This window comes from Pseudomonas pohangensis (assembly GCF_900105995.1).
Classification (GTDB): domain Bacteria; phylum Pseudomonadota; class Gammaproteobacteria; order Pseudomonadales; family Pseudomonadaceae; genus Aquipseudomonas; species Aquipseudomonas pohangensis.
In genome coordinates this window covers 3,237,620-3,257,104 of the sequence record NZ_LT629785.1, presented here as the reverse complement: position 1 = coordinate 3,257,104, position 19,485 = coordinate 3,237,620, and the positions used below count along the sequence as shown (strand labels likewise).

At 62.4% G+C, this 19,485-nt stretch carries 19 protein-coding genes and 1 pseudogene; 14 read left to right on the top strand and 6 right to left on the bottom strand.

The features are described from left to right. The first annotated feature begins 67 nt into the window (after positions 1 to 67). From BLT89_RS15155 to BLT89_RS15140, 4 genes and pseudogenes are all read left to right on the top strand, one after another. Positions 68 to 763 carry a fumarylacetoacetate hydrolase family protein gene (locus BLT89_RS15155; protein ID WP_090197227.1) on the top strand — a complete coding sequence of 232 codons (696 nt, stop codon included), beginning with the start codon at positions 68 to 70 and terminating at the stop codon, positions 761 to 763. Further along, on the top strand, positions 763 to 1,152 hold the full coding sequence (locus BLT89_RS15150) for a Rid family hydrolase (protein WP_090197224.1): 390 nt from the start codon (positions 763 to 765) through the stop codon (positions 1,150 to 1,152). The genes BLT89_RS15155 and BLT89_RS15150 overlap by 1 nt, the downstream gene beginning before the upstream one ends. 125 nt (positions 1,153 to 1,277) lie before the next feature. After that, positions 1,278 to 2,165, top strand: coding sequence for an SdiA-regulated domain-containing protein (locus tag BLT89_RS15145; RefSeq protein WP_090197222.1), 888 nt, complete (start codon positions 1,278 to 1,280; stop codon positions 2,163 to 2,165). Positions 2,166 to 2,200: 35 nt separating this feature from the next. Beyond that, a pseudogene (locus tag BLT89_RS15140) lies at positions 2,201 to 3,127 on the top strand (SdiA-regulated domain-containing protein). Here the strand turns inward: BLT89_RS15140 and rpiA are convergent. Beyond that, positions 3,117 to 3,788 (bottom strand): ribose-5-phosphate isomerase RpiA, encoded by a 672-nt coding sequence (gene rpiA, locus BLT89_RS15135; RefSeq protein ID WP_090197219.1) that lies wholly within the window; start codon positions 3,786 to 3,788, stop codon positions 3,117 to 3,119. The pseudogene BLT89_RS15140 and the gene rpiA sit on opposite strands and share 11 nt — an antisense overlap. A 132-nt stretch (positions 3,789 to 3,920) precedes the next feature. On the opposite strand from rpiA, the gene ilvA reads away from it, so the two are divergent. The 4 genes from ilvA to BLT89_RS15115 all read left to right on the top strand — a co-directional run bounded on the left by ilvA (position 3,921) and on the right by BLT89_RS15115 (position 7,684). Then, positions 3,921 to 5,438, top strand: coding sequence for a threonine ammonia-lyase, biosynthetic (gene ilvA / locus BLT89_RS15130; RefSeq protein ID WP_269457176.1), 1,518 nt, complete (start codon positions 3,921 to 3,923; stop codon positions 5,436 to 5,438). Between the two features lie 24 nt (positions 5,439 to 5,462). Further along, positions 5,463 to 5,903 (top strand): DUF2269 family protein, encoded by a 441-nt coding sequence (locus BLT89_RS15125; protein ID WP_090197214.1) that lies wholly within the window; start codon positions 5,463 to 5,465, stop codon positions 5,901 to 5,903. A 63-nt stretch (positions 5,904 to 5,966) separates the two neighbouring features. Then, positions 5,967 to 6,221, top strand: coding sequence for an acyl-CoA-binding protein (locus BLT89_RS15120; protein ID WP_090197211.1), 255 nt, complete (start codon positions 5,967 to 5,969; stop codon positions 6,219 to 6,221). Positions 6,222 to 6,316: 95 nt separating this feature from the next. Then, complete coding sequence (locus tag BLT89_RS15115; protein WP_090197209.1) at positions 6,317 to 7,684, top strand: HD-GYP domain-containing protein; 1,368 nt, start codon at positions 6,317 to 6,319, stop codon at positions 7,682 to 7,684. Here BLT89_RS15115 and BLT89_RS15110 read toward each other — a convergent pair. After that, complete coding sequence (locus BLT89_RS15110; RefSeq protein ID WP_090197206.1) at positions 7,670 to 8,341, bottom strand: histidinol-phosphatase; 672 nt, start codon at positions 8,339 to 8,341, stop codon at positions 7,670 to 7,672. The genes BLT89_RS15115 and BLT89_RS15110 overlap by 15 nt on opposite strands. A gap of 141 nt (positions 8,342 to 8,482) precedes the next feature. On the opposite strand from BLT89_RS15110, the gene BLT89_RS15105 reads away from it, so the two are divergent. Together BLT89_RS15105 and ptsP are read left to right on the top strand one after the other, a co-directional pair. Continuing rightward, positions 8,483 to 8,965, top strand: a complete 483-nt coding sequence (locus tag BLT89_RS15105) for an RNA pyrophosphohydrolase (RefSeq protein WP_172829141.1) — start codon at positions 8,483 to 8,485, stop codon at positions 8,963 to 8,965. Positions 8,966 to 8,980: 15 nt separating this feature from the next. Continuing rightward, complete coding sequence (gene ptsP / locus BLT89_RS15100) at positions 8,981 to 11,254, top strand: phosphoenolpyruvate--protein phosphotransferase (RefSeq protein ID WP_090197200.1); 2,274 nt, start codon at positions 8,981 to 8,983, stop codon at positions 11,252 to 11,254. Between the two features lie 36 nt (positions 11,255 to 11,290). On the opposite strand, the gene BLT89_RS15095 is transcribed toward ptsP, so the two are convergent. Continuing rightward, on the bottom strand, positions 11,291 to 12,061 hold the full coding sequence (locus tag BLT89_RS15095) for an NRDE family protein (protein ID WP_090197198.1): 771 nt from the start codon (positions 12,059 to 12,061) through the stop codon (positions 11,291 to 11,293). A gap of 150 nt (positions 12,062 to 12,211) precedes the next feature. Between BLT89_RS15095 and BLT89_RS15090 the strand changes: the two genes are divergently transcribed. From BLT89_RS15090 to BLT89_RS15075, 4 genes are read left to right on the top strand one after another with little or no spacing between them, the layout of a single operon-like run. Further along, the gene (locus tag BLT89_RS15090) at positions 12,212 to 12,994 is read left to right on the top strand and encodes a sulfite exporter TauE/SafE family protein (protein WP_090197196.1); all 783 of its coding nucleotides are present in this window, start codon (positions 12,212 to 12,214) and stop codon (positions 12,992 to 12,994) included. 9 nt (positions 12,995 to 13,003) lie between these two features. Beyond that, positions 13,004 to 13,813 carry a prolipoprotein diacylglyceryl transferase gene (gene lgt / locus BLT89_RS15085; protein ID WP_090197195.1) on the top strand — a complete coding sequence of 270 codons (810 nt, stop codon included), beginning with the start codon at positions 13,004 to 13,006 and terminating at the stop codon, positions 13,811 to 13,813. Then, on the top strand, positions 13,810 to 14,604 hold the full coding sequence (locus BLT89_RS15080; protein WP_090197193.1) for a thymidylate synthase: 795 nt from the start codon (positions 13,810 to 13,812) through the stop codon (positions 14,602 to 14,604). The genes lgt and BLT89_RS15080 overlap by 4 nt, the downstream gene beginning before the upstream one ends. Next, positions 14,601 to 15,107: a dihydrofolate reductase gene (locus BLT89_RS15075; RefSeq protein WP_090197190.1), complete on the top strand. Its 507-nt coding sequence runs from the start codon at positions 14,601 to 14,603 to the stop codon at positions 15,105 to 15,107. The genes BLT89_RS15080 and BLT89_RS15075 overlap by 4 nt, the downstream gene beginning before the upstream one ends. Positions 15,108 to 15,164: 57 nt before the next feature. Here the strand turns inward: BLT89_RS15075 and BLT89_RS15070 are convergent, their stop codons facing one another. From BLT89_RS15070 to lldD, 3 genes are all read right to left on the bottom strand, one after another. Further along, the gene (locus BLT89_RS15070; protein WP_090197187.1) at positions 15,165 to 15,410 is read right to left on the bottom strand and encodes a hypothetical protein; all 246 of its coding nucleotides are present in this window, start codon (positions 15,408 to 15,410) and stop codon (positions 15,165 to 15,167) included. A 77-nt stretch (positions 15,411 to 15,487) separates the two neighbouring features. Next, positions 15,488 to 18,292, bottom strand: a complete 2,805-nt coding sequence (locus tag BLT89_RS15065) for an FAD-binding and (Fe-S)-binding domain-containing protein (protein ID WP_090197185.1) — start codon at positions 18,290 to 18,292, stop codon at positions 15,488 to 15,490. A gap of 12 nt (positions 18,293 to 18,304) precedes the next feature. Next, complete coding sequence (gene lldD, locus BLT89_RS15060; protein WP_090197182.1) at positions 18,305 to 19,459, bottom strand: FMN-dependent L-lactate dehydrogenase LldD; 1,155 nt, start codon at positions 19,457 to 19,459, stop codon at positions 18,305 to 18,307. Between the last annotated feature and the right edge of the window lie 26 nt (positions 19,460 to 19,485).

Sequence of the window (19,485 nt, the reverse complement as noted above, 5' to 3'; positions counted from 1 at the left end):
CAAGCCTGCGTCACGGGTAACCTTTCTGGTGGGCTGACACCCACCCTACGCAGGTCCGGAGTCTTGTATGACCTACCAGCACCAGTACCTCGATGGCACCCGCATCCACTTCCCGCTGGGCAAAGTGGTGTGTGTCGGACGCAACTATGCCGAACATGCCAGAGAGCTGAACAACCCCGTCCCGAGCGAGCCCTTGCTGTTCATCAAGCCGGGCAGTTGCGTGGTGCCGCTGGACGACAGCTTCAGCATCCCCGCTGAGCGTGGCGCGGTGCATTACGAGGCGGAAATCGCCGTACTGATCGGCAAGCCGCTGTCGAAAACGCCCGATGCCGAGGAGGTGCTGGACGCCATTTCCGGCTTTGCACCGGCGCTGGACCTGACCCTGCGCGAGGTGCAGGACCAGCTCAAGGCCAAAGGCTATCCGTGGGAGGTCGCCAAGTCGTTCGATGGCGCCTGCGTGCTGGCACCTTTCGTGCCGGGCGATGCGCTGACCGACCTGACCGATATCGGCATTCGCCTGAGCCTGAACGGTGTTGTACGCCAGGATGGCAACAGCCGCGACATGCTCAATCCGATCCTGCCGCTGATCCAGCACATTTGCGGGCAGTTCAGCCTGCAGGCGGGTGATGTGGTCCTGACCGGAACGCCGGCCGGCGTCGGAAAACTGGCCGATGGCGACCTGCTGGAGCTGGAACTGGTCGGCCAGGCGGGGTTTACCACCCGCGTAGTGCAGGCGACCGTGAAGGCGCAGGGAGAGGCTTGATGTCAGTCAGCAAAAGCAGTTTTCGTTCGGGGCCCTACAAGGCATTTTTCGCCCAGGGCGTGCGGGTCGGCAATGTGCTCTACCTGTCCGGGCAGGTCGGCGTGGATGCCAAGGGTGTAGCGGCTGCCGATCTGCCTGCGCAGATCGAGCTGGCCTACAGCAATATCCAGCGCGTGCTGGCGCAATTCGACGCAACGCTGGATAACGTGGTGGATGAAACCCTGTTCATCACCGACATGCAGGAGCTGCTGACCCAGGCCGAGGCAATTTATGCCAAACGCCAGCAGGCCTATGGCAAGCCTCCGGAAGTCTGCCAGACGGTGGTGCAGGTCAGTGCCCTGCTGCTGCCGGAGCTGAAGGTCGAGATCAAGTGCGTCGCCCACTTGTAGGCCGGTCGTACGCGGCCTGCAGTTAGTTACGGATTTTTCACCCGCGCTGGGTATGATGCCTGCTCATCCGGTGCTTGCGTTCAGACAACGCAGGCGCCTTGCCTTTTGCCAGCCAGAGCATTGTTATGACCCTACGCCGATTCGTCATTCTTCTTCTGTTGCTGCTGCTGGCGCTGGCCGCTTACCTGATGCGCTGGGATGCGCGGGTGCTGCTGTGGCTGGACGAGGCCAGGGCGACTCCGCAGGTGCGCGCCGCCAGTCTGTGGCTGCCCGATTACACGGCGGTGCTGCAGACCGAGATTCCCGGTTTCGAAAAAGAGGAATTCTCAGACCTGGCCTATAACCCGGCAAGCAACACGTTGCTCACGGTCAGCGGGAAAACTCCGCTGCTGATCGAGTTGTCGCTGGCGGGCGAGGTGTTGCGCAGCATTCCGGTCATCGGTGCGGCCAATATGGAAGGCGTGGCGGTCATGGATGACGGCCTGATAGCGATTACCGACGAGCGCCAGCACAGCCTGTTCATTCTGCGGCTGCTGCCGGACAGCAAGGAACTGCGCACAGATCAGGCGCTGCAACGTGTCGATCTCGGCTATGCCGACGATGCCAACAAGGGCTTCGAGGGGCTGGCCTGGGATCGCGCCGGGCAGCGTTTTCTGCTGGGCAAGGAAAAGCGCCCACTGGCCTTGTTCAGTCTGCCCACGGATGGCCGGCAGGTGACCGGCGACCTGCAGGAGCTGGCTGATCTGGGCACTATCATGACCGATCTGGCGGGGCTTACGGTGGATCCGCGCAGTGGCCATGTACTGGCGCTGTCGCAGGAGTCGCATCTGCTGGTGGAGCTGAACCAGGACTACCGGCCGAGCAATTTCATTGCCTTGTTGCGCGGGCTGCACGGGCTGGAACATTTCATTCCGCAAGCCGAAGGGGTGGCGCTGGACGCTGAGGGAAATCTGTACATCGTCAGCGAGCGCAACCTGTTCTATGTATTCAGGAAGCAGCCGGCAGCCGAGTAATCGCTGAGCGTTGTGCCAACTGTCGGAAGTAATTGATGCCCAAGGTTTCACTGAAACGCCTGAGCGTACTGCTGCTGTTTCTGGTCGCTGCTGTAGCGATCATGCTCGGCAGCAACTGGCGCCTGTTCGAATTGGCGCAATTCCAGTGGCAAGCGTGGCGCAATGCCGGGCAATGACGGCAGGAGTCCCTCTGGCTGCCGGATTATCAGGTGCAAATCGAAGCCAGAGCGATTGCCGGGCTGGAGAATGTCTCTGCGCTGACCTTCGATCCTGATCGGCGCAGCCTGCTCAGCGTGACCAACAAGGCCAACGAGTTGATCGAGCTGTCCACGGACGGCGAATTGCTGCGGCGCATCCCGCTGACCGGTTTCGGCGATACCGAGGCGGTGGAGTACATCAGCCGGGGCATTTATGTCATCAGTGATGAACATGGCCAGCGCCTGGTCCGCGTGCATGTAGATGAGCGTACCCGCTGGCTGGATGCTGCCGACAGTGAACAGCTGACACTGCCGAACGGTCCGCATGACAACAATGGTTTCGAAGGGCTGGCCTATGATCCGGCGGGCCAGCGCCTGTTCATCGCCAAGGAACGCAATCCGCTGCGTATCTTCAGCGTCGCCGGCTTTCCTCGTGACGGTTATGGTCCGCCGGTTGAAGTGCGGGTGAAAAGTGATCGCCAGCGTGATCGCGAGTTGTTTGTGCGCGACCTGTCGGCCCTGCAGTTTGATCCGCATACCGGCCACTTGCTGGCCCTTTCCGATGAATCAGGCCTGATTCTCGAACTGGATCTCGCCGGTGAGCCGATCAGCAGCCTGTTGCTCTGGCGCGGTTTGCATGGCCTCAAGCGGCGGGTGCCGCAGGCCGAGGGCCTGGCCCTGGATGACCGGGGTGTGCTCTACCTGGTCAGCGAGCCGAACCTGTTTTACCGTTTTGCCAAGCCCGAGCCGCCGCTCAGGCCCTGAGCGTCTGCACCCCATCGCTGGTGCCAAGCAGCAGAACATCTGCCGGGCGCGCGGCGAACAGGCCGTTGGTGACCACGCCGACAATGGCGTTGATCTCGCTTTCCAGCTTGACCGGATCAACAATCGACAGGTTGAACACGTCGAGGATGATGTTGCCGTTGTCGGTCAGCACGCCTTCGCGGTACACCGGATCGCCGCCCAGTTTTACCAGCTGACGGGCCACGTGGCTGCGTGCCATGGGAATCACTTCGACCGGCAGCGGGAAGTTGCCGAGTACCGGCACCAGCTTGCTCTCGTCGGCGATGCAGATGAAGGTGGTGGCCACTGCGGCAACGATCTTTTCGCGGGTCAGTGCGGCACCGCCGCCCTTGATCAGGTGCAGGTGGGCGTCACTTTCATCGGCGCCATCGACATAGAACTCGATATCGCCGGCTGCGTTGAGGTCGTAAACCGGAATGCCGTGGGCCTTCAGTCGCGCTGCGGTGGCATCCGAACTGGCAACGGCGCCGTCGAATTCCATCTTGTGCCGGGCCAGGATGTCGATGAAGAAGTTGGCCGTGGAGCCGGTGCCAACACCGATCACGCTCTTCTGATCCAGTTGCGGAAGGATCAGGTCCATGGCGGCTTGCGCCACGGCTTGTTTGAGTTGGTCCTGGGTCATGCGGCACCGTGCATTCAATTAGCGGGGGCGAATTATAGCCGGATAAATCGGCAAATCCTCGTGGTCCCGGTGGTGGCGCGGTGAAACGCTGGGGTAGACTGCGGTATCCAGCACAAACCCCATAAGAAAGCCCTGATGCTCGAACACTACGTCAAGAAGATCCTCACCTCGCGCGTTTATGACGTGGCGGTGGAAACACCGTTGCAGCCGGCCCGGCAGTTGTCCGAGCGTACCGGCAACCAGGTTCTGCTCAAGCGCGAGGACCTGCAGCCGGTGTTTTCGTTCAAGATTCGTGGCGCCTACAACAAGCTGGCGCAACTGTCTGCCGAGCAGCTGGCTTGCGGCGTGGTCACCGCTTCGGCCGGCAATCATGCGCAGGGTCTGGCGCTGGCAGCCAAACACATGGGCGTCAAGGCGACCATCGTGATGCCGCGGACCACGCCGGAGATCAAGGTCAATGGCGTGCGCGCACGGGGCGGCAAGGTGGTGCTGCATGGTGACAGCTTCCCCGAGGCACTGGCCCACTCGCTCAAGCTGGTCGAGGAAAAGGGCTATGTCTATGTGCACCCCTATGACGACCCGGACACCATTGCCGGGCAGGGCACCGTGGCCATGGAAATCCTCCGCCAGCAACCGGCGCAACTCGATGCCATCTTCGTGCCGGTCGGCGGCGGCGGACTGATCGCCGGGATTGCCGCCTACGTCAAATACCTGCGGCCGGAGATCAAGGTAATCGGCGTCGAGCCGGAAGACTCCAATTGCCTGCAGGCGGCCATGGCTGCCGGCAAGCGTGTGGTGCTGCCAACCGTAGGCCTGTTTGTCGATGGTGTGGCGGTGGCGCAGATCGGCGAGCATACCTTTGCCGTGTGCCGCCAGCATGTCGATGAAGTGATCACGGTCAGCACCGATGAAGTCTGTGCGGCAATCAAGGATATCTTCGATGACACCCGCTCGATCACCGAGCCGGCCGGCGCGCTGGCAGTGGCCGGAATCAAGAAATACGTCGAGCGCGAGGGTTGCGTGGATCAGGTGCTGGTCGGTATCGACTCCGGTGCCAATATCAACTTCGATCGTCTGCGCCACGTCGCCGAACGGGCCGAGCTGGGCGAGAAGCGCGAAGCGATCATTGCCGTGACCATTCCGGAGCGGCCGGGCAGCTTCAAGACGTTTTGCGAAGCCATCGGCAAGCGCCAGATCACCGAATTCAACTACCGTTATCACAGCGATGGCGAGGCGCAGATTTTCGTTGGCGTGCAGACCCATCCGGAAAACGATCCGCGTGAGGCGCTGCTGGCCAGCCTGCATGAACAGGGATTTCCGGTGCAGGACCTGACCGATAACGAGCTGGCCAAACTGCATGTACGGCACATGGTCGGCGGGCATGCGGCTGCCGTGCCGGATGAGTGCGTATTCCGCTTCGAGTTTCCGGAACGGCCCGGCGCGCTGTTCAACTTCCTGAGCAAGCTGGGCGGGCGCTGGAACATCTCGATGTTTCATTATCGCAACCACGGCGCGGCGGACGGCCGGGTACTGGCGGCCTTGCAGGTACCGCATGCACAGCGGCACCTGATTCCGGAAGCGCTGGATGCGATCGGCTATCCGTACTGGGATGAAACAGAAAATCCGGCCTATAAGCTGTTTCTCGGCTGAGCCCTTCGACCTGAGCGAGTTGCCATGGAACATTACCTTCTGCTGAAAATTTCCCACAGCCTGCCAGGTGTGCTGGTTCTGCTGGGGCTGCTGGCACACCTGTTCATGCTCTGGAAGGCGCAGCGCAGTGGCGACACTGCCGTGCTGCAGCGCAAGTTGCGCAATACCCTGCGCTTCAGCTTTCCGGCACTCGGCCTGCTCGCGCTGAGTTTGCCGGTCAGTGGCTGGTGGCTGGTGCATCTGGCGGGTTTGCCGCTGGGGCAGACCTGGCTGCTGGGCAGTTCGCTGCTGTTTGCCTTGCTGGTGTTGTCTGCTCTTTTGCTGGCGGGGCGCCTGCGTGCCTGGCAAGCCCTGGGGGCTGTGCCGGCACCCGGTCTGCTGTTGAAATTGAGCATGGCCTACGCTGTACTGGTAGCTGTGTTGTTGCTGGCAATCATGGCGCTGATGGGTGCCAAGCCGGTCTGAGCCGGTATTTTCACAAGCATTTCCTGCCACCTTGTCTGAATAAAAACCATACGGAGAACCGCCATGAGCACATTTGAAAAAGCCCAAGCCGATATCAAGACCCTGAAGAGTCGTCCCGGCAATGACGACATGCTGTTTCTCTACGCCCACTACAAGCAGGGTTCGGCTGGCGATGTGAGTGGCAAGCGTCCCGGCATGCTGGATATGGTCGGGCGGGCCAAATACGATGCTTGGGCAAAGCTGGAAGGCCTCGACAGTGCCGAAGCGCAGGCCAGATATGTGAGCAAGGTCAAGGAGTTGCTCAAGGCCGATGGCTGAGCTGGTTGCCGGGCCGGTTTCTGGTTTAAGTTCATATCCAGGCGGAGAGTTGTGCGCTTGCGGATTGGCATCTCACTGCGAGAGCAAGGTCCCTTATGAGTGATATCAGGCTTCTGGCCAAGCGAAAAATCGATGTTTCCCAGCTCGAACTGGGCATGTATGTCTGCGAAGTGGATCGGCCGTGGAGCGAAACACCGTTTCTGTTCCAGGGCTTTCCATTGCTGACCAGGGAAGACCTGCTCGCTGTGCGGAGTGTGTGCCAGTTCGTTTACGTCGATGAATACCGCCGCGTCATCATCAAGCTGGGCACTTCCCCGGTGGATAACGCTGCCAGACCGAAACAGCAGCAGCTTCGCTCTGCCGCGGCGCAGCTGGCCCGCGATGGCCGCCCGCTGAAGCCTGAACAGCAAGTCAAACGCGAACCTTTATCCACCGAGGTACAGAAAGCGCGGGTACAGGAGCGCAAGACCTCGACGCTGGTCAAGGACATGTTCTTTGATATCCAGCTGGGCCGCGGAATTGATACCGGCGCCTGCCGCACGGTGGTTCGGGAAAACCTGGAAAGCATGTTGCGCAACGAGAGTGCCTTGCTCTGGTTGTCACGCATGAAAAGCCAGGACGATTACACCGGTCAGCACTGCCTGGCGGTTTCGGTGATGGCCATGGGTTTTGGCCGTTATCTCGGCATCGAACACAGCGGGCTTGAACAGCTTGGCCTGGCTGGCTTGTTGCACGATGTGGGCAAGATACGCATCGATTCGGAAATTCTGAACAAGCCGGGCAAGCTGACCGAGCAGGAATTCGCCGTGATGAAGGCGCATCCGGGTATGGGTCGCCAATTGCTGGTCGGTCACAAGGATTTGCCGCCGATAGTGATTGATGTGGTTTTCGGCCACCACGAGCGCCCCGATGGCAGAGGCTATCCGCGCCAGCTGGGCGCCGAGCATATAGCGCCCTTCACGCGGATCATCAGCATCGTCGATACCTTTGACGCGATCACCAGCAACCGCGTCTACGATTCCGCGCGCAGCGTAAAGGATGCCTTCAAGGTCCTGATGGAAATGCGTGACCAGCAGTTTGACAGCGAGCTGGTGCTGCACTTCATCGAGTGGCTGGGTATCTTCCCGGTAGGTACTCTGGTCCAGCTGCACACCGGGGAAGTCGGCCTGGTGGTGGAAAAGAACCCCCGGTTCAAGTTGCGCCCGAAAGTGGTGGTGCTGATCGATGCGCAAGGACAGCGTTGCGCGCCGAAGTTCATGGACATGGCGCAGATCTGTGTCGACCAGGAGGGCGTGCCGTACCGCATTACTGCCTCCCTGCCGGATGGTGCCATGGGCCTGTGCATGGTTGACCCGCAGGTGCAGGCGCTGCTGGATGATCAGGAGCTTGAAAGTATCAACGATCAGCTGGACCCTGCTGCGATGCTCGATAAGGATGGCGGCGGGCCGTCACCCCTGCACTAGCGAATTGCGTAACGAGATAGCCGGCCAGCCGCGCGCCCGGGCAGTGCTGCGCAATACGTCGTCGGGGTCGACGGCCACCGGATGGCTGACCCGCTCGAGCAGTGGCAGGTCATTGCGCGAGTCGCTGTAGAAGTAGCTGTCCTGCAGATCAAGTCCCTGTTCCTGCAACCAGAGTTCGAGGCGGGTGACCTTGCCTTGCTGGTAGCAGGGAATGCCGCTGATCCTGCCCAGGTAGCGACCATCCTGCATGGCGCACTCGGTGGCCAGCAGGTTTTCCACGCCCAGCCTTGCGGCAATTGGTCCGGTGACGAAACGGTTGGTGGCGGTAATGATCAGCAGCTGGTCACCCTGGCTGCGATGCTGTGCCAGCAGCGCCTCGCCTTCGGGCAGAATCAGTGGCTCGATCACCTCGGCCATGAACTGGGCATGCCATTGTGCGAGGACGGCCATCGGTGTGCGGCCGAGAATTGCCTGGCTGAAATTCTGATAGGCCACAACGTCCAGTTTGCCGGCACAGTAATCGGCATAAAACGCATCGTTGCGGGCCTGGTAGGCGCTGGCGTCGACATGACCGTGCCGGCAGAGGAATTCGCCCCAGCTGTGATCACTGTCGCCAGCCAGAAGGGTATTGTCGAGATCAAAGAGAGCCAGGCGCACGGTTGAACCCCCACGGGTTGTCACAAAGGCCGCACAGAATAAGGTGTTTTCTGCGGACTGCCCACTGGCACAGCGCTTGCGTTGCCGCGCCGCGCGGCTTTGTGGAACAATGCCTGCATATGTATTTTCGAGGTTCCCACCGTGATTGACTCCGATGGCTTTCGCCCGAATGTCGGCATCATCCTTGCCAATGACGTCGGACAGGTGCTGTGGGCGCGGCGTATCAATCAGTCGGCATGGCAGTTTCCGCAAGGCGGCATCAATCAGCATGAATCGCCGGAAGAAGCGTTGTATCGCGAACTGACTGAAGAAGTCGGCCTGGAACAGCCGGATGTGCAGATTCTTGCCTGCACTCGCGGCTGGTTGCGCTATCGTCTGCCGCAGCGTCTGGTGCGCAGTCACAGTCAACCGCTGTGCATCGGGCAGAAGCAGAAGTGGTTTCTGCTGCGTCTGCTCTCCGATGAGCAGCGGGTGCGTATGGATGTAACCGGCAAGCCGGAGTTTGATGGCTGGCGCTGGGTCAGTTACTGGTACCCCCTGGGACAGGTGGTGACATTCAAGCGCGAAGTCTATCGGCGCGCCCTCAAGGAACTCGCACCGTGTCTGCCGGCGCGTGACTGTTAGTCCAGGGAGTGCAAAATGCTCAACACGCTGCGCAAGATCGTCCAGGAAGTAAACGCTGCCAAGGATCTGAAGGCAGCGTTGGGGATCATTGTGCTGCGTGTGCGCGAGGCGATGAACAGCCAGGTATGCTCGGTCTACCTGCTGGATACCGATACCAACCGTTTCGTCCTGCAGGCTACCGAGGGCCTGAACAAACGCTCGATCGGCAAGGTCAGCATGGCCCCCAGCGAAGGTCTGGTGGGTCTGGTCGGCTCCCGTGAGGAGCCGCTCAATCTCGAAGATGCTGCCAGTCATCCGCGCTATCGCTACTTCGCCGAAACCGGTGAGAAACGCTATGCCTCGTTTCTTGGCGCGCCGATCATTCACCACCGCCGGGTGATGGGCGTACTGGTTATCCAGCACAAGGAGCGCCGCCAGTTCGACGAGGGCGAAGAAGCCTTTCTGGTAACCATGAGCGCACAGCTTGCCGGGGTGATCGCCCACGCCGAAGCGACCGGTTCGATCCGTGGGCTGCAGGGCAAAGGCATCCACGAAGCCAAGTTCATCGGCGTAGCGGGTTCGCCCGGTGCCGCAGTAGGTACGGCGGTGGTCATGCTGCCGCCAGCGGATCTGGATGTGGTGCCGGACAAGAGCGTCGAGGATATCGAGACCGAATTGCAGCTGTTCAGCGGCGCGCTGGAATCGGTACGCAAAGACCTGCATGCGCTGTCAGCCAAGCTGGCTACCCAGTTGCGCCCGGAAGAGCGCGCCGTGTTTGATGTCTATCTGATGATGCTCGACGACGATGCCATTGGTAACGAGATCAATCGCATCATCCGCACCGGACAATGGGCGCAGGGCGCCTTGCGTCAGGTTGTGAATGACCATGTCCAGCGTTTCGAGATGATGGACGATGCCTATTTGCGCGAACGCGCTTCGGACATCAAGGATCTGGGCCGGCGTTTGCTCGGCTACCTGCAGGAAGCGCGCACCCAGAGTCTGAGCTACGCCGAGAATACCATTCTGGTCAGCGAGGAACTGAGCCCGGGCATGCTCGGTGAAGTGCCGGTAGGCAAGTTGATCGGTCTGGTTTCGGTGCGCGGTTCAGGTAACTCGCATGTGGCCATTCTTGCGCGCGCCATGGGTATTCCCACGGTGATGGGTGTGGTCGATCTGCCGTACTCGAAGGTGGATGGCATCGAGATGATCGTCGATGGCTATCACGGCGAGGTGTTTACCAACCCTTCGGCAGAACTGAGCCGGCAATACCGTGCGGTGGTCGAGGAAGAACGGGAACTGTCCAAAGGGCTGGATACGCTGTGCAAGCTGCCGTGCATAACTCTGGACGGGGTACGCATGCCGCTGTGGGTCAACACCGGCCTGCTGGCTGATGTGGCGCGTGCCCAGGAGCGCGGTGCCGAGGGCGTCGGGCTTTATCGCACGGAAGTGCCGTTCATGATTCGTGACCGCTTTCCCAGCGAGAAAGAGCAGCTGGCAATCTACCGCGAGCAGCTCGAGGCTTTCCATCCGCTGCCGGTGACCATGCGCACGCTGGATGTCGGTGGGGACAAGGCGTTGCCGTATTTCCCGATCAAGGAAGACAACCCCTTCCTCGGCTGGCGCGGGGTGCGCATCACCCTCGACCACCCGGAAATCTTTCTGGTACAGATTCGCGCCATGCTCAAGGCCAGCGAAGGGCTGAACAACCTGCGCATCCTGATACCGATGATTTCCGGTCTGCAGGAACTGGAGGAGTCGCTGCACCTGATTCACCGCGCCTGGGGCGAGGTGCTCGATGAGGGTGTCGATGTGCCGATGCCGCCGGTGGGGGTGATGATCGAAGTGCCGGCAGCGGTTTACCAGATACGTGAACTGGCGCGGCAGGTCGACTTCATCTCGGTCGGCTCCAACGACCTGACGCAATATCTGCTGGCGGTTGACCGCAACAATCCGCGGGTTGCCGATCTTTACGATTTTCTGCACCCCTCGGTGCTGCACGCGCTCAAGCTGGTCGTCGATGGCGCCCATGCCGAGGGCAAGCCGGTGAGTATCTGCGGCGAAATGGCTGCGGATCCGGCTTCTGCCGTGCTGCTGCTGGCCCTGGGCTTTGACAGCCTGTCGATGAATGCGACCAACCTGCCCAAGGTGAAGTGGTTGCTGCGCCAGATCAGCAAGGCAATGGCCAGCGAACTGCTGGAGCGGCTACTGAAAATGGATAGTCCGGCTGTTATCTACAGCACCCTGCAACTGGAGCTGCGCAATCTGGGTCTGGAGCGCATGATCAATCCGGCGGCGACTATCGAGGCCTGACCGCTACCGACCCGCTGTGCCAGACGCTCCGGCCACTCAGACCTTTGGCGCGGGCAGCTGGCGGATATCCAGGCGGGTTTCGCCCTGCAACACCCCGCCCGGGCCAAAGCGCCGCTCGGCCAGCCGCGATATACCGGCAGCCTCGACAATCAGCGCAGTGCTGGCACAGGTGCCATAGCTGGGAGTGGCAATGAACACGCTGGAGAGCATCTTTTCCAGCGCCGGACCGACGCCGGTTTCCGGCAGTTCGGCAGCGTCGGCGCTTTGCGCATCCTGCAGCAGATCCAGCAGTGCGCCGGTTTGCGGCTGTTCCAGGCAGCTGGCCAGGGCCGCCTTGGCGCGGCGCAACTTGGGCCAGGGACTGTCCAGGTCGGCATTGGATAATCCGTAAAGGCCTTCCTGCAGCTGGCGCGGGATGCCTTGCTGCTGGTTGAAGTGCCAGAGCTGGCGGCTATCCCCGACCAGCAGATTGAAGCCGGCATAGGCAGCCGCGCGTTTGCCGAGCTCGTCCAGATATTGCCCGGCACTTTGCCGGCCATGCAGAAACCCGGCTACCAGCTCGCCACGTGACGGCCCGCCCTGGGGCAGTCGCGGGTCGCGGATATTGGTCAGCGCGGCAAAGCGCCCGGTTTCGCTGATGCCCAGCCAGGTGCCGCCAGCCTTCAGGTCACGGCCGGCATATATGCCGGGGCGGTCGTCCCAGTGTCCAAGGGCTTGACTGGGGCGGGCGTAGAACTCGTCACGGTTGGCCGCAACAATCAGCGGTTGCGGGTGGCCGGGGCGCCAGGCAAAGACGATCAGGCACATGGGTAATCCTTTGTGTTCGACGGCCTTTGATCATGGCTATCTGCACGGCTAACGTCCAGCCCGGGAAATCCGGGCCGGCCGCCGGTAGGCCAATGATGGAGCCGCTGGCAGCCATCCGGTAACATGCGCGCATTAGCTTTGGGGGTTTCGATGGAATTTGCGCTCTACCTGTTGCTGGGAGCTGCGGCCGGTGTTCTGGCCGGGCTGTTTGGCGTGGGTGGCGGAATCATCATCGTGCCGGTACTGGTGTTCAGTTTCACCGCGCAAGGGTTTTCTCCGGAAATCCTCACCCAGCTGGCCGTCGGCACTTCCCTGGCGACGATCATTTTTACTTCGATCAACTCGGTACTGGCACACCATCGACAGGGTGCAGTGCAGTGGCCGATCGTACGCTGGATGTCGCTGGGCATCCTGCTCGGTGCCGGGGTCGGTGCGCTTACCGCAGCGGCCATCAATGGCCCGCAGTTACAAAAACTGATCGGCGTGTTCGCCCTGGTGATTGCCATACAGATGGCTTTCGGGCTGCAGCCCAGAGCCAGTGCGCCGGTGCCGGGCAAGCTCGGGCTGACTGCGGCCGGTGGTGTGATCGGCTGGGCCTCGGCGATCTTTGGTATCGGCGGCGGTTCGTTGACCGTGCCGTTCCTCAGCTGGCGCAGCGTGCCGATCCGGCAGGCAGTGGCTACCTCCTCGGCCTGTGGTTTTCCGATAGCCGCGGCCAGTGCGCTGAGTTTCATGCTGATTGGCTGGCATAATCCGCAACTGCCGGATTTGACCCTGGGTTTTATCTATCTGCCGGCGATGGTCGGCATTGCCTTCACCAGCATGTTTTCTGCCCGCCTTGGCGCGCGGCTGGCGCACCGGCTGTCACCGCGTTTGCTCAAGCGCCTGTTTGCCCTGTTGCTGTTTGTTGTTGGTCTGAATTTTCTGCTTTGAGGAGTCGCAATGCTGGTTTACCCGCAAATTGATCCGGTAGCCCTGGCCATCGGGCCGCTGAAGATCCACTGGTACGGCCTGATGTATCTGGTCGGCATCGGCGGTGCCTGGCTGCTGTTGTCGCGCCGGCTGCAGGCCTTTGATCCGCAGTGGAGCAAGGAGAAGCTCTCCGATCTGGTGTTCTGGTCGGCCATGGGTGTGATCCTCGGTGGCCGGCTGGGCTATGTGCTGTTTTACGATCTGGCTGCCTATCTGCACGAGCCGCTGAAAATGCTGCGGGTGTGGGAGGGCGGCATGTCGTTCCACGGCGGTTTCATCGGCGTGATGCTGGCCTGCTGGTGGTTCGGCAAGCGCAATGGCAAGACCTTCTTCCAGCTGATGGATTTCATTGCGCCGGTGGTGCCGATCGGCCTGGGCGCCGGACGCATCGGCAACTTCATCAATGCCGAGCTGTGGGGCCGGGCCACCGATGCGCCCTGGGCGATGGTGTTTCCGGCATGGAGTGACCCGCAGCAACTGGCGCGGCACCCTTCGCAGCTCTACCAGTTCGCCATGGAAGGGCTGGCGCTGTTCGTGATTCTCTGGCTGTACACGCGCAAGCCACGGCCGACCATGGCCGTGTCCGGCATGTTTGCCCTGTGGTACGGGGTGTTCCGCATCATTGCCGAATTCTTCCGCGTACCGGATGCGCAGCTCGGTTACCTGGCCTTCGGCTGGCTGACCATGGGCCAGTTGCTCAGCCTGCCGATGGTCGCGCTGGGCATCTTCCTGATCTGGTTTGCCTACCGCCGTCAGGCCGCACAGGGAGTCGCCGGATGAAACAGTACCTCGACATGATGCGTCTGGTGCGCGATAGCGGCACCTTCAAGAGCGACCGCACCGGCACCGGCACCTACAGCCTGTTCGGCCACCAGATGCGCTTCAATCTGGCCGAGGGTTTCCCGCTGGTGACTACCAAGAAGTGCCATCTGAAGTCGATCATCCACGAGCTGTTGTGGTTCCTGCAGGGCGATACCAATATCCGGTATCTGAAAGATAACGGTGTGCGTATCTGGGACGAGTGGGCTGACGCCGAGGGCAACCTCGGCCCGGTCTACGGCTACCAGTGGCGCAGCTGGCCGGCGCCCAATGGTGAGTCGATCGACCAGATCAGCAATCTGATCCGGATGATCAAAAGCAATCCGGACTCACGCCGGCTGATCGTCTCGGCCTGGAACCCGGCGCTGGTCGAGCAGATGGCATTGCCACCCTGTCATGCGCTGTTCCAGTTCTACGTGGCCGACGGCAAGCTCAGTTGCCAGCTGTATCAGCGCTCGGCCGACATCTTTCTCGGGGTGCCGTTCAACATTGCCAGCTATGCCCTGCTGACGCTGATGGTGGCGCAGGTCTGCGGCTTGCAGCCGGGTGAGTTCATCTGGACCGGCGGTGACTGCCACCTGTATGCCAACCATCTGCAGCAGGCCGATCTGCAACTGTCGCGCGAGCCGCTGCCGTTGCCGGTGATGCAGCTCAATCCTGCAGTGACTGACCTGCTGGCCTTCAGGTTCGAGGACTTCGAGCTGCTCGGTTATCAGGCGCATCCGCATATTCCGGCGCCGGTGGCGGTATGACGCCGCGCCTGTGCCTGATCGCCGCCCTCGCGGAAAACCGTGTGATCGGCCGTGACAACCAGCTGCCCTGGCATTTGCCGGCGGATCTCCGGCACTTCAAGGCGCTGACCCTGGGCAAGCCGATCATCATGGGCCGCAAGACCTGGGATTCGCTGGGGCGGCCGTTGCCGGGCCGGCTCAATCTGGTGGTCAGCCGGCAGGCGGACTTGCAGCTCGAAGGTGCCGAGGTGTTCGCTTCGCTGGATCAGGCAATCGCCCGCGCCAGCCAGTGGGCAACTGCGCAGGGCGTTGACGAGCTGATGCTGATCGGCGGCGCGCAGCTGTACGAGTTGGGTCTGGCCATGGCCGAGCGCCTGTACCTGACCCGCGTGGCCCTCAGCCCGCAGGGCGATGCCTGGTTTCCCGAGGTGCCGGAGCAGGACTGGCGCCTGCTCGAGCGGCAGGCGCAGGTTGCCGGCGAGCAGAGCCCGGCGTACTGCTTCGAGACCTGGCAGCGCGCCTAGAACCGTCGACGCAATCGATCATTGCGGCGCGCCCGGCGAGCGGCAGAATCCGCCGCGCTACTCGCTGCTCTGCAGCAGGTCGAGAGCCTGTTGCAGCACTTTCACCGACTCGGCATGGTCGCCGGCATTGTGCAATGCCTCGCCTTCCGCACGAAGCTTCTGCACTTCTGTCAATACCTGGGGACTGGCTGGCGGATCGGTTTTCAGCAACTCGTCGATTTTGGCCATGTCCTGTGGGCAGTGCATGGCCAGTAGGGGGGCGCTGAGCAGGGCAGCGCAGAGGAACAGGGCAAGACGGCGCATGGTGCTTCTCCGTGGGCGAGGCTTACCCTGTCAGTGTAGGTGAGCTGTCCTGACCCGAGGCGTTGTCCGCTGTAAGGTCAGCCGGCCTTCGGCTGACTGACCCGGTCGAGCAGATAGACCAGCGAGTGGTAGTCGATGCCGCTGTGGTGCGACAGGCCGATCTCGCAGGTGCGGCTGGTCGACAGTCCCTCCGTGCAGGTTTGCACGGCATCCTTCAGCGTGCGCAAGGCATGGGCATTCAGCTCGGGCCGGCTGAAGCCCTTGTCGCCGGCAAAGCCGCAGCAATGGATGCCTTCGGGAATCACCACCGTGCTGGCGCAACGTCTGGCGATATCGATCAGGCCCTGCGCCTCCCCCAGATGCTGGGTGCTGCAGGTCACGTGCACCGCCACCGGCTGCAGCTGGGGGGTGATGTCCAGCTTGTCGAGCAGCTGCTCGCGAATGAATTTCACCGGGTCGTAGAGCCGCAGCCGGCTGTCGGCATTGCCCTCTACCAGCCGCAGGGTGCAGGGGCTGGTGTCGCAGTAGATCGGGTCCTGGCCGTTGCGGCTGGCCTGCAGCAGAGCGGTCAGCAGCTCGTCGCGCTTGCTATCGCCCTGTTCGGCGTAGCCTTTGGAGGTGAACGGCTGGCCGCAGCACAGGCTGTCCAGACCTTGCGGGAACACCACCTCGAATCCGGCTTTTTCCAGCAGCTGGCGGGTTTTGTCGAGCAGCGTGGTTTGTTCGCTATCGCTGAACGCCGGGCCCATGGCGCGCGATACGCAGGCCGGCAGGTAGACCACGCGGGGGCGCCCGGTAGCCGGCATTGGCAGCCACTTCAGGGGCTGCACGGCTTGCGGCATGGCCGGCGTCCATAGCGGTAATCCGCCGTGCTCATGCAGGCTCGTGGACCAGCGCGCCAGCCGTGGCGCGCCGAGCAACCGGCGCGCACGGTCGGCGGCCAGCAGGGCCAGGCGTGTGCCCTTGAGGGCGCCGGCGAAATGCCTGGCCAGCCAGCTGGCTGTGCCGGATTGGTGTGCCTGCGCACCGCGCAGCTTGCGCACCAGATCGCCGGTGTTGATACCTACCGGGCAGCGCTCGGCGCACAGTCCGGTGGCGGCGCAGGTGTCGAGGCCGTGGTACTGGTAGGCGGCCTGCAGCTGTGTGGTGTCGATGCCGGCGCGCTGCTTCGCCTGAATGTCGCGCCAGATGACGATGCGCTGGCGCGGGCTGAGGGTCAGCCCGCGGGACGGGCAGACCGGCTCGCAGAAGCCGCATTCGATGCACTTGTCGACTATGTCATCAGCCGCCGGCAGCGGTTTGAGGTTCTTCAGATGAATCTGCGGGTCGTCGCAGAGGATCACGTCCGGATTGAGAATGCCTTGCGGATCGAGCAGGCGCTTGATCTGCCACATCAGCTGGTAGGCATCCTCACCCCACTCCAGCTCGACGAACGGCGCCATGTTGCGCCCGGTGCCGTGCTCGGCCTTGAGTGCACCGCCGAACTCGACAGCCACCAGCTGTGTCACGTCGTGCATGAAGGCTTCGTAGCGGGCGACCTGTGCCGGGTCGTCGAAGCCCTGGGTGAACACGAAGTGCAGGTTGCCCTCCAGCGCATGGCCGAAAATTATTGCCTCGGCGTAGCCGTGCTTGTCGAACAGTTGCAGCAGGCGGTTGACCCCTTCGGCCAGCACCTCGAGCGGGAAGGTCACGTCCTCGATGATCACCGTCGTCCCGGTGGCGCGCACCGCACCGACCGCCGGGAAAGTGTCCTTGCGGATTCGCCATAACAGGTTGTACACGGCCGGGTCGGTGCTGAAGTCGACCTGCCTTTCCAGCGCGAAAGCGGCGATGGAGGCCTTGATCGCGCCGATCTGTTCCTGCAACAGACTGGCGCTGGCGGCACGCGACTCGATCAGCAGGGCGCAGGCATTGGCCGAGAGCGACTGCACCCAGTCCGGCATGCCCGGTTTGTTCTGCACCGAGCGCAGGCTGCGGCGGTCGAGCAATTCCACGGCGGAGACCGGTTGCTGCTTGAGCAGCGTCACGGCGCGGCAGCAGCTAGCCACATCGGGGAACACCAGCAGCGCCGTGGCCTTGTGCGGATGCTCCGGCACTGTCTGGTAGGTCACCGCGCTGATGAAGCCCAGGGTGCCTTCCGAGCCGACCATCAGGTGACTGAGGATATCCAGCGGATCCTGATAGTCCACCAGCGCGTTCAGCGACAGACCGGTGGTGTTCTTCAACCGGTATTTATGCCGAATCCTGGCTGCCAGTGCGGGGTTGGCCCGGGTCTGCCGCCCCAGTTCGGCCAACTGTTCCAGCAAGCCGGCATGGCTGTGGCGAAAGGCCGTGACGCTGGCCGGCTGCTCGGTATCGACCACTGTGCCGTCGGCCAGCACCAGGCGCAGACCAGCCAGGGTGTGGTAGCTGTTCTGGGCGGTGCCGCAGCACATGCCGCTGGCATTGTTGGCGACGATGCCGCCAATCTTTGCCGCATTGATCGAGGCCGGATCGGGGCCGATCTTGCGCCCCAGCGGTGCCAGCAGCGCGTTGGCATTGGCGCCGATCACGCCCGGTTGCAGACGGATCTGCGCGCCCTGCTGGCGCACCTCGCGGCCGTTCCAGTTGTCGCCCAGCACGATCAGCACGGAGTCGGAAATCGCCTGGCCGGACAGGCTGGTACCGGCAGCGCGAAAGGTCACTGCCACCTTGTGCACGCCTGCCAGGCGGAGCAGTTGTACCACCTCGCTTTCGCTTTCCACGCGCAGCACCAGTTGCGGGATCAGCCGGTAGAAGCTGGCGTCGGTGCCAAAGGCCAGCGTCGACAGCGCATCGGAGAAACGCCGGTCAGACGGAATCAGCTGTTCGACAGCGGCAATGAAAGCGGTGGGCAGAGGCATGGGAACTCCTGGTCAGTGGCTGGCGTGCCGGAGCTCGCGCACCAGCGAGTCGGCGCTGATCTCGCTGATGCTGCGGGCGCCGGTGAGCACCATGGCCACACGCATTTCCTTCTCGATCAGTTCCAGCAGATTGCGCACGCCCGCTTCACCGGCGGCGGCCAGCGCATAAATGTAAGCGCGGCCGAGCATCACGCTGTCCGCGCCCAGGGCGAGCATGCGCACCACATCCAGGCCGCTGCGCACGCCGGAGTCGGCGAGAATGGCCAGCTCGCCCTTTACCGCATCGGCAATCGTTGGCAGGGCGCGGGCACTGGAGAGCACGCCATCGAGCTGGCGGCCACCGTGATTGGACACCACGATGCCGTCGGCGCCGAACTTCACCGCATCCCTGGCATCGTCCGGATCAAGAATGCCCTTGATCAGCATCGGCCCGTCCCAGAAGTCGCGGATCCATTGCAGGTCTTTCCACGAGATCGACGGGTCGAAGTTGTCACCCAGCCAGCCGATGTAGTCAGCCAGTCCGGTGGGGTTGCCGCGGTAGGCCGAGATGTTGCCCAGATCGTGGGGCTTGCCCTGCAGGCCGACGTCCCAGGCCCAGAGCGGGTGGGTCATGGCCTGCAGCATGCGCCGCAGTGGCGCGTTGGGGCCGCTCATGCCGGAGTGGGCGTCACGGTAGCGCGCACCGGGTACCGGCATGTCGACGGTGAACACCAGCGTGGTAACGCCGGCAGCTTTGGCGCGCTCCAGCGCATTCTTCATGAAGCCGCGATCCTTGAGCACGTACAGCTGGAACCACATGGGCCGGGCGAGCTTTGGCGCCACTTCTTCAATCGGGCACACCGACACCGTGGACAGCGTGAAAGGGATGCCTTTGTCAGCCGCTGCCCGCGCCGCCTGCACTTCGCCACGCCGCGCATACATGCCGGTCAGGCCAACCGGCGACAGTGCGACCGGCATGCTCAGGGTCTCGTTGAACAGGCGGGTTTCCAGGCTCAACTCCGACATGTCGCGCAGTACCCGCTGGCGCAGGGCAATGTCGGCCAGATCGCTTACATTGCGCCGCAGCGTCTGTTCGGCGTTGGCACCACCGTCGATGTAATGAAACAGGAACGGCGGCAGCTTGCGCCGGGCGGCGGCGCGGTAATCGGTGGAGGCGGAGATGATCATGCGGGTTACCTTGCTTGTGGAGTCCG

Bases quoted from the DNA above. Each gene is read 5' to 3' on its own strand.
- BLT89_RS15155 (WP_090197227.1), top strand. From the start codon at position 68: ATGACCTACCAGCACCAGTACCTCGATGGCACCCGCATCCACTTCCCG.
- BLT89_RS15150 (WP_090197224.1), top strand. From the start codon at position 763: ATGTCAGTCAGCAAAAGCAGTTTTCGTTCGGGGCCCTACAAGGCATTT.
- BLT89_RS15145 (WP_090197222.1), top strand. From the start codon at position 1,278: ATGACCCTACGCCGATTCGTCATTCTTCTTCTGTTGCTGCTGCTGGCG.
- rpiA (WP_090197219.1), bottom strand. From the start codon at position 3,788: ATGACCCAGGACCAACTCAAACAAGCCGTGGCGCAAGCCGCCATGGAC.
- BLT89_RS15125 (WP_090197214.1), top strand. From the start codon at position 5,463: ATGGAACATTACCTTCTGCTGAAAATTTCCCACAGCCTGCCAGGTGTG.
- BLT89_RS15120 (WP_090197211.1), top strand. From the start codon at position 5,967: ATGAGCACATTTGAAAAAGCCCAAGCCGATATCAAGACCCTGAAGAGT.
- BLT89_RS15115 (WP_090197209.1), top strand. From the start codon at position 6,317: ATGAGTGATATCAGGCTTCTGGCCAAGCGAAAAATCGATGTTTCCCAG.
- ptsP (WP_090197200.1), top strand. From the start codon at position 8,981: ATGCTCAACACGCTGCGCAAGATCGTCCAGGAAGTAAACGCTGCCAAG.
- BLT89_RS15095 (WP_090197198.1), bottom strand. From the start codon at position 12,061: ATGTGCCTGATCGTCTTTGCCTGGCGCCCCGGCCACCCGCAACCGCTG.
- BLT89_RS15090 (WP_090197196.1), top strand. From the start codon at position 12,212: ATGGAATTTGCGCTCTACCTGTTGCTGGGAGCTGCGGCCGGTGTTCTG.
- lgt (WP_090197195.1), top strand. From the start codon at position 13,004: ATGCTGGTTTACCCGCAAATTGATCCGGTAGCCCTGGCCATCGGGCCG.
- BLT89_RS15080 (WP_090197193.1), top strand. From the start codon at position 13,810: ATGAAACAGTACCTCGACATGATGCGTCTGGTGCGCGATAGCGGCACC.
- BLT89_RS15075 (WP_090197190.1), top strand. From the start codon at position 14,601: ATGACGCCGCGCCTGTGCCTGATCGCCGCCCTCGCGGAAAACCGTGTG.
- BLT89_RS15070 (WP_090197187.1), bottom strand. From the start codon at position 15,410: ATGCGCCGTCTTGCCCTGTTCCTCTGCGCTGCCCTGCTCAGCGCCCCC.
- BLT89_RS15065 (WP_090197185.1), bottom strand. From the start codon at position 18,292: ATGCCTCTGCCCACCGCTTTCATTGCCGCTGTCGAACAGCTGATTCCG.
- lldD (WP_090197182.1), bottom strand. From the start codon at position 19,459: ATGATCATCTCCGCCTCCACCGATTACCGCGCCGCCGCCCGGCGCAAG.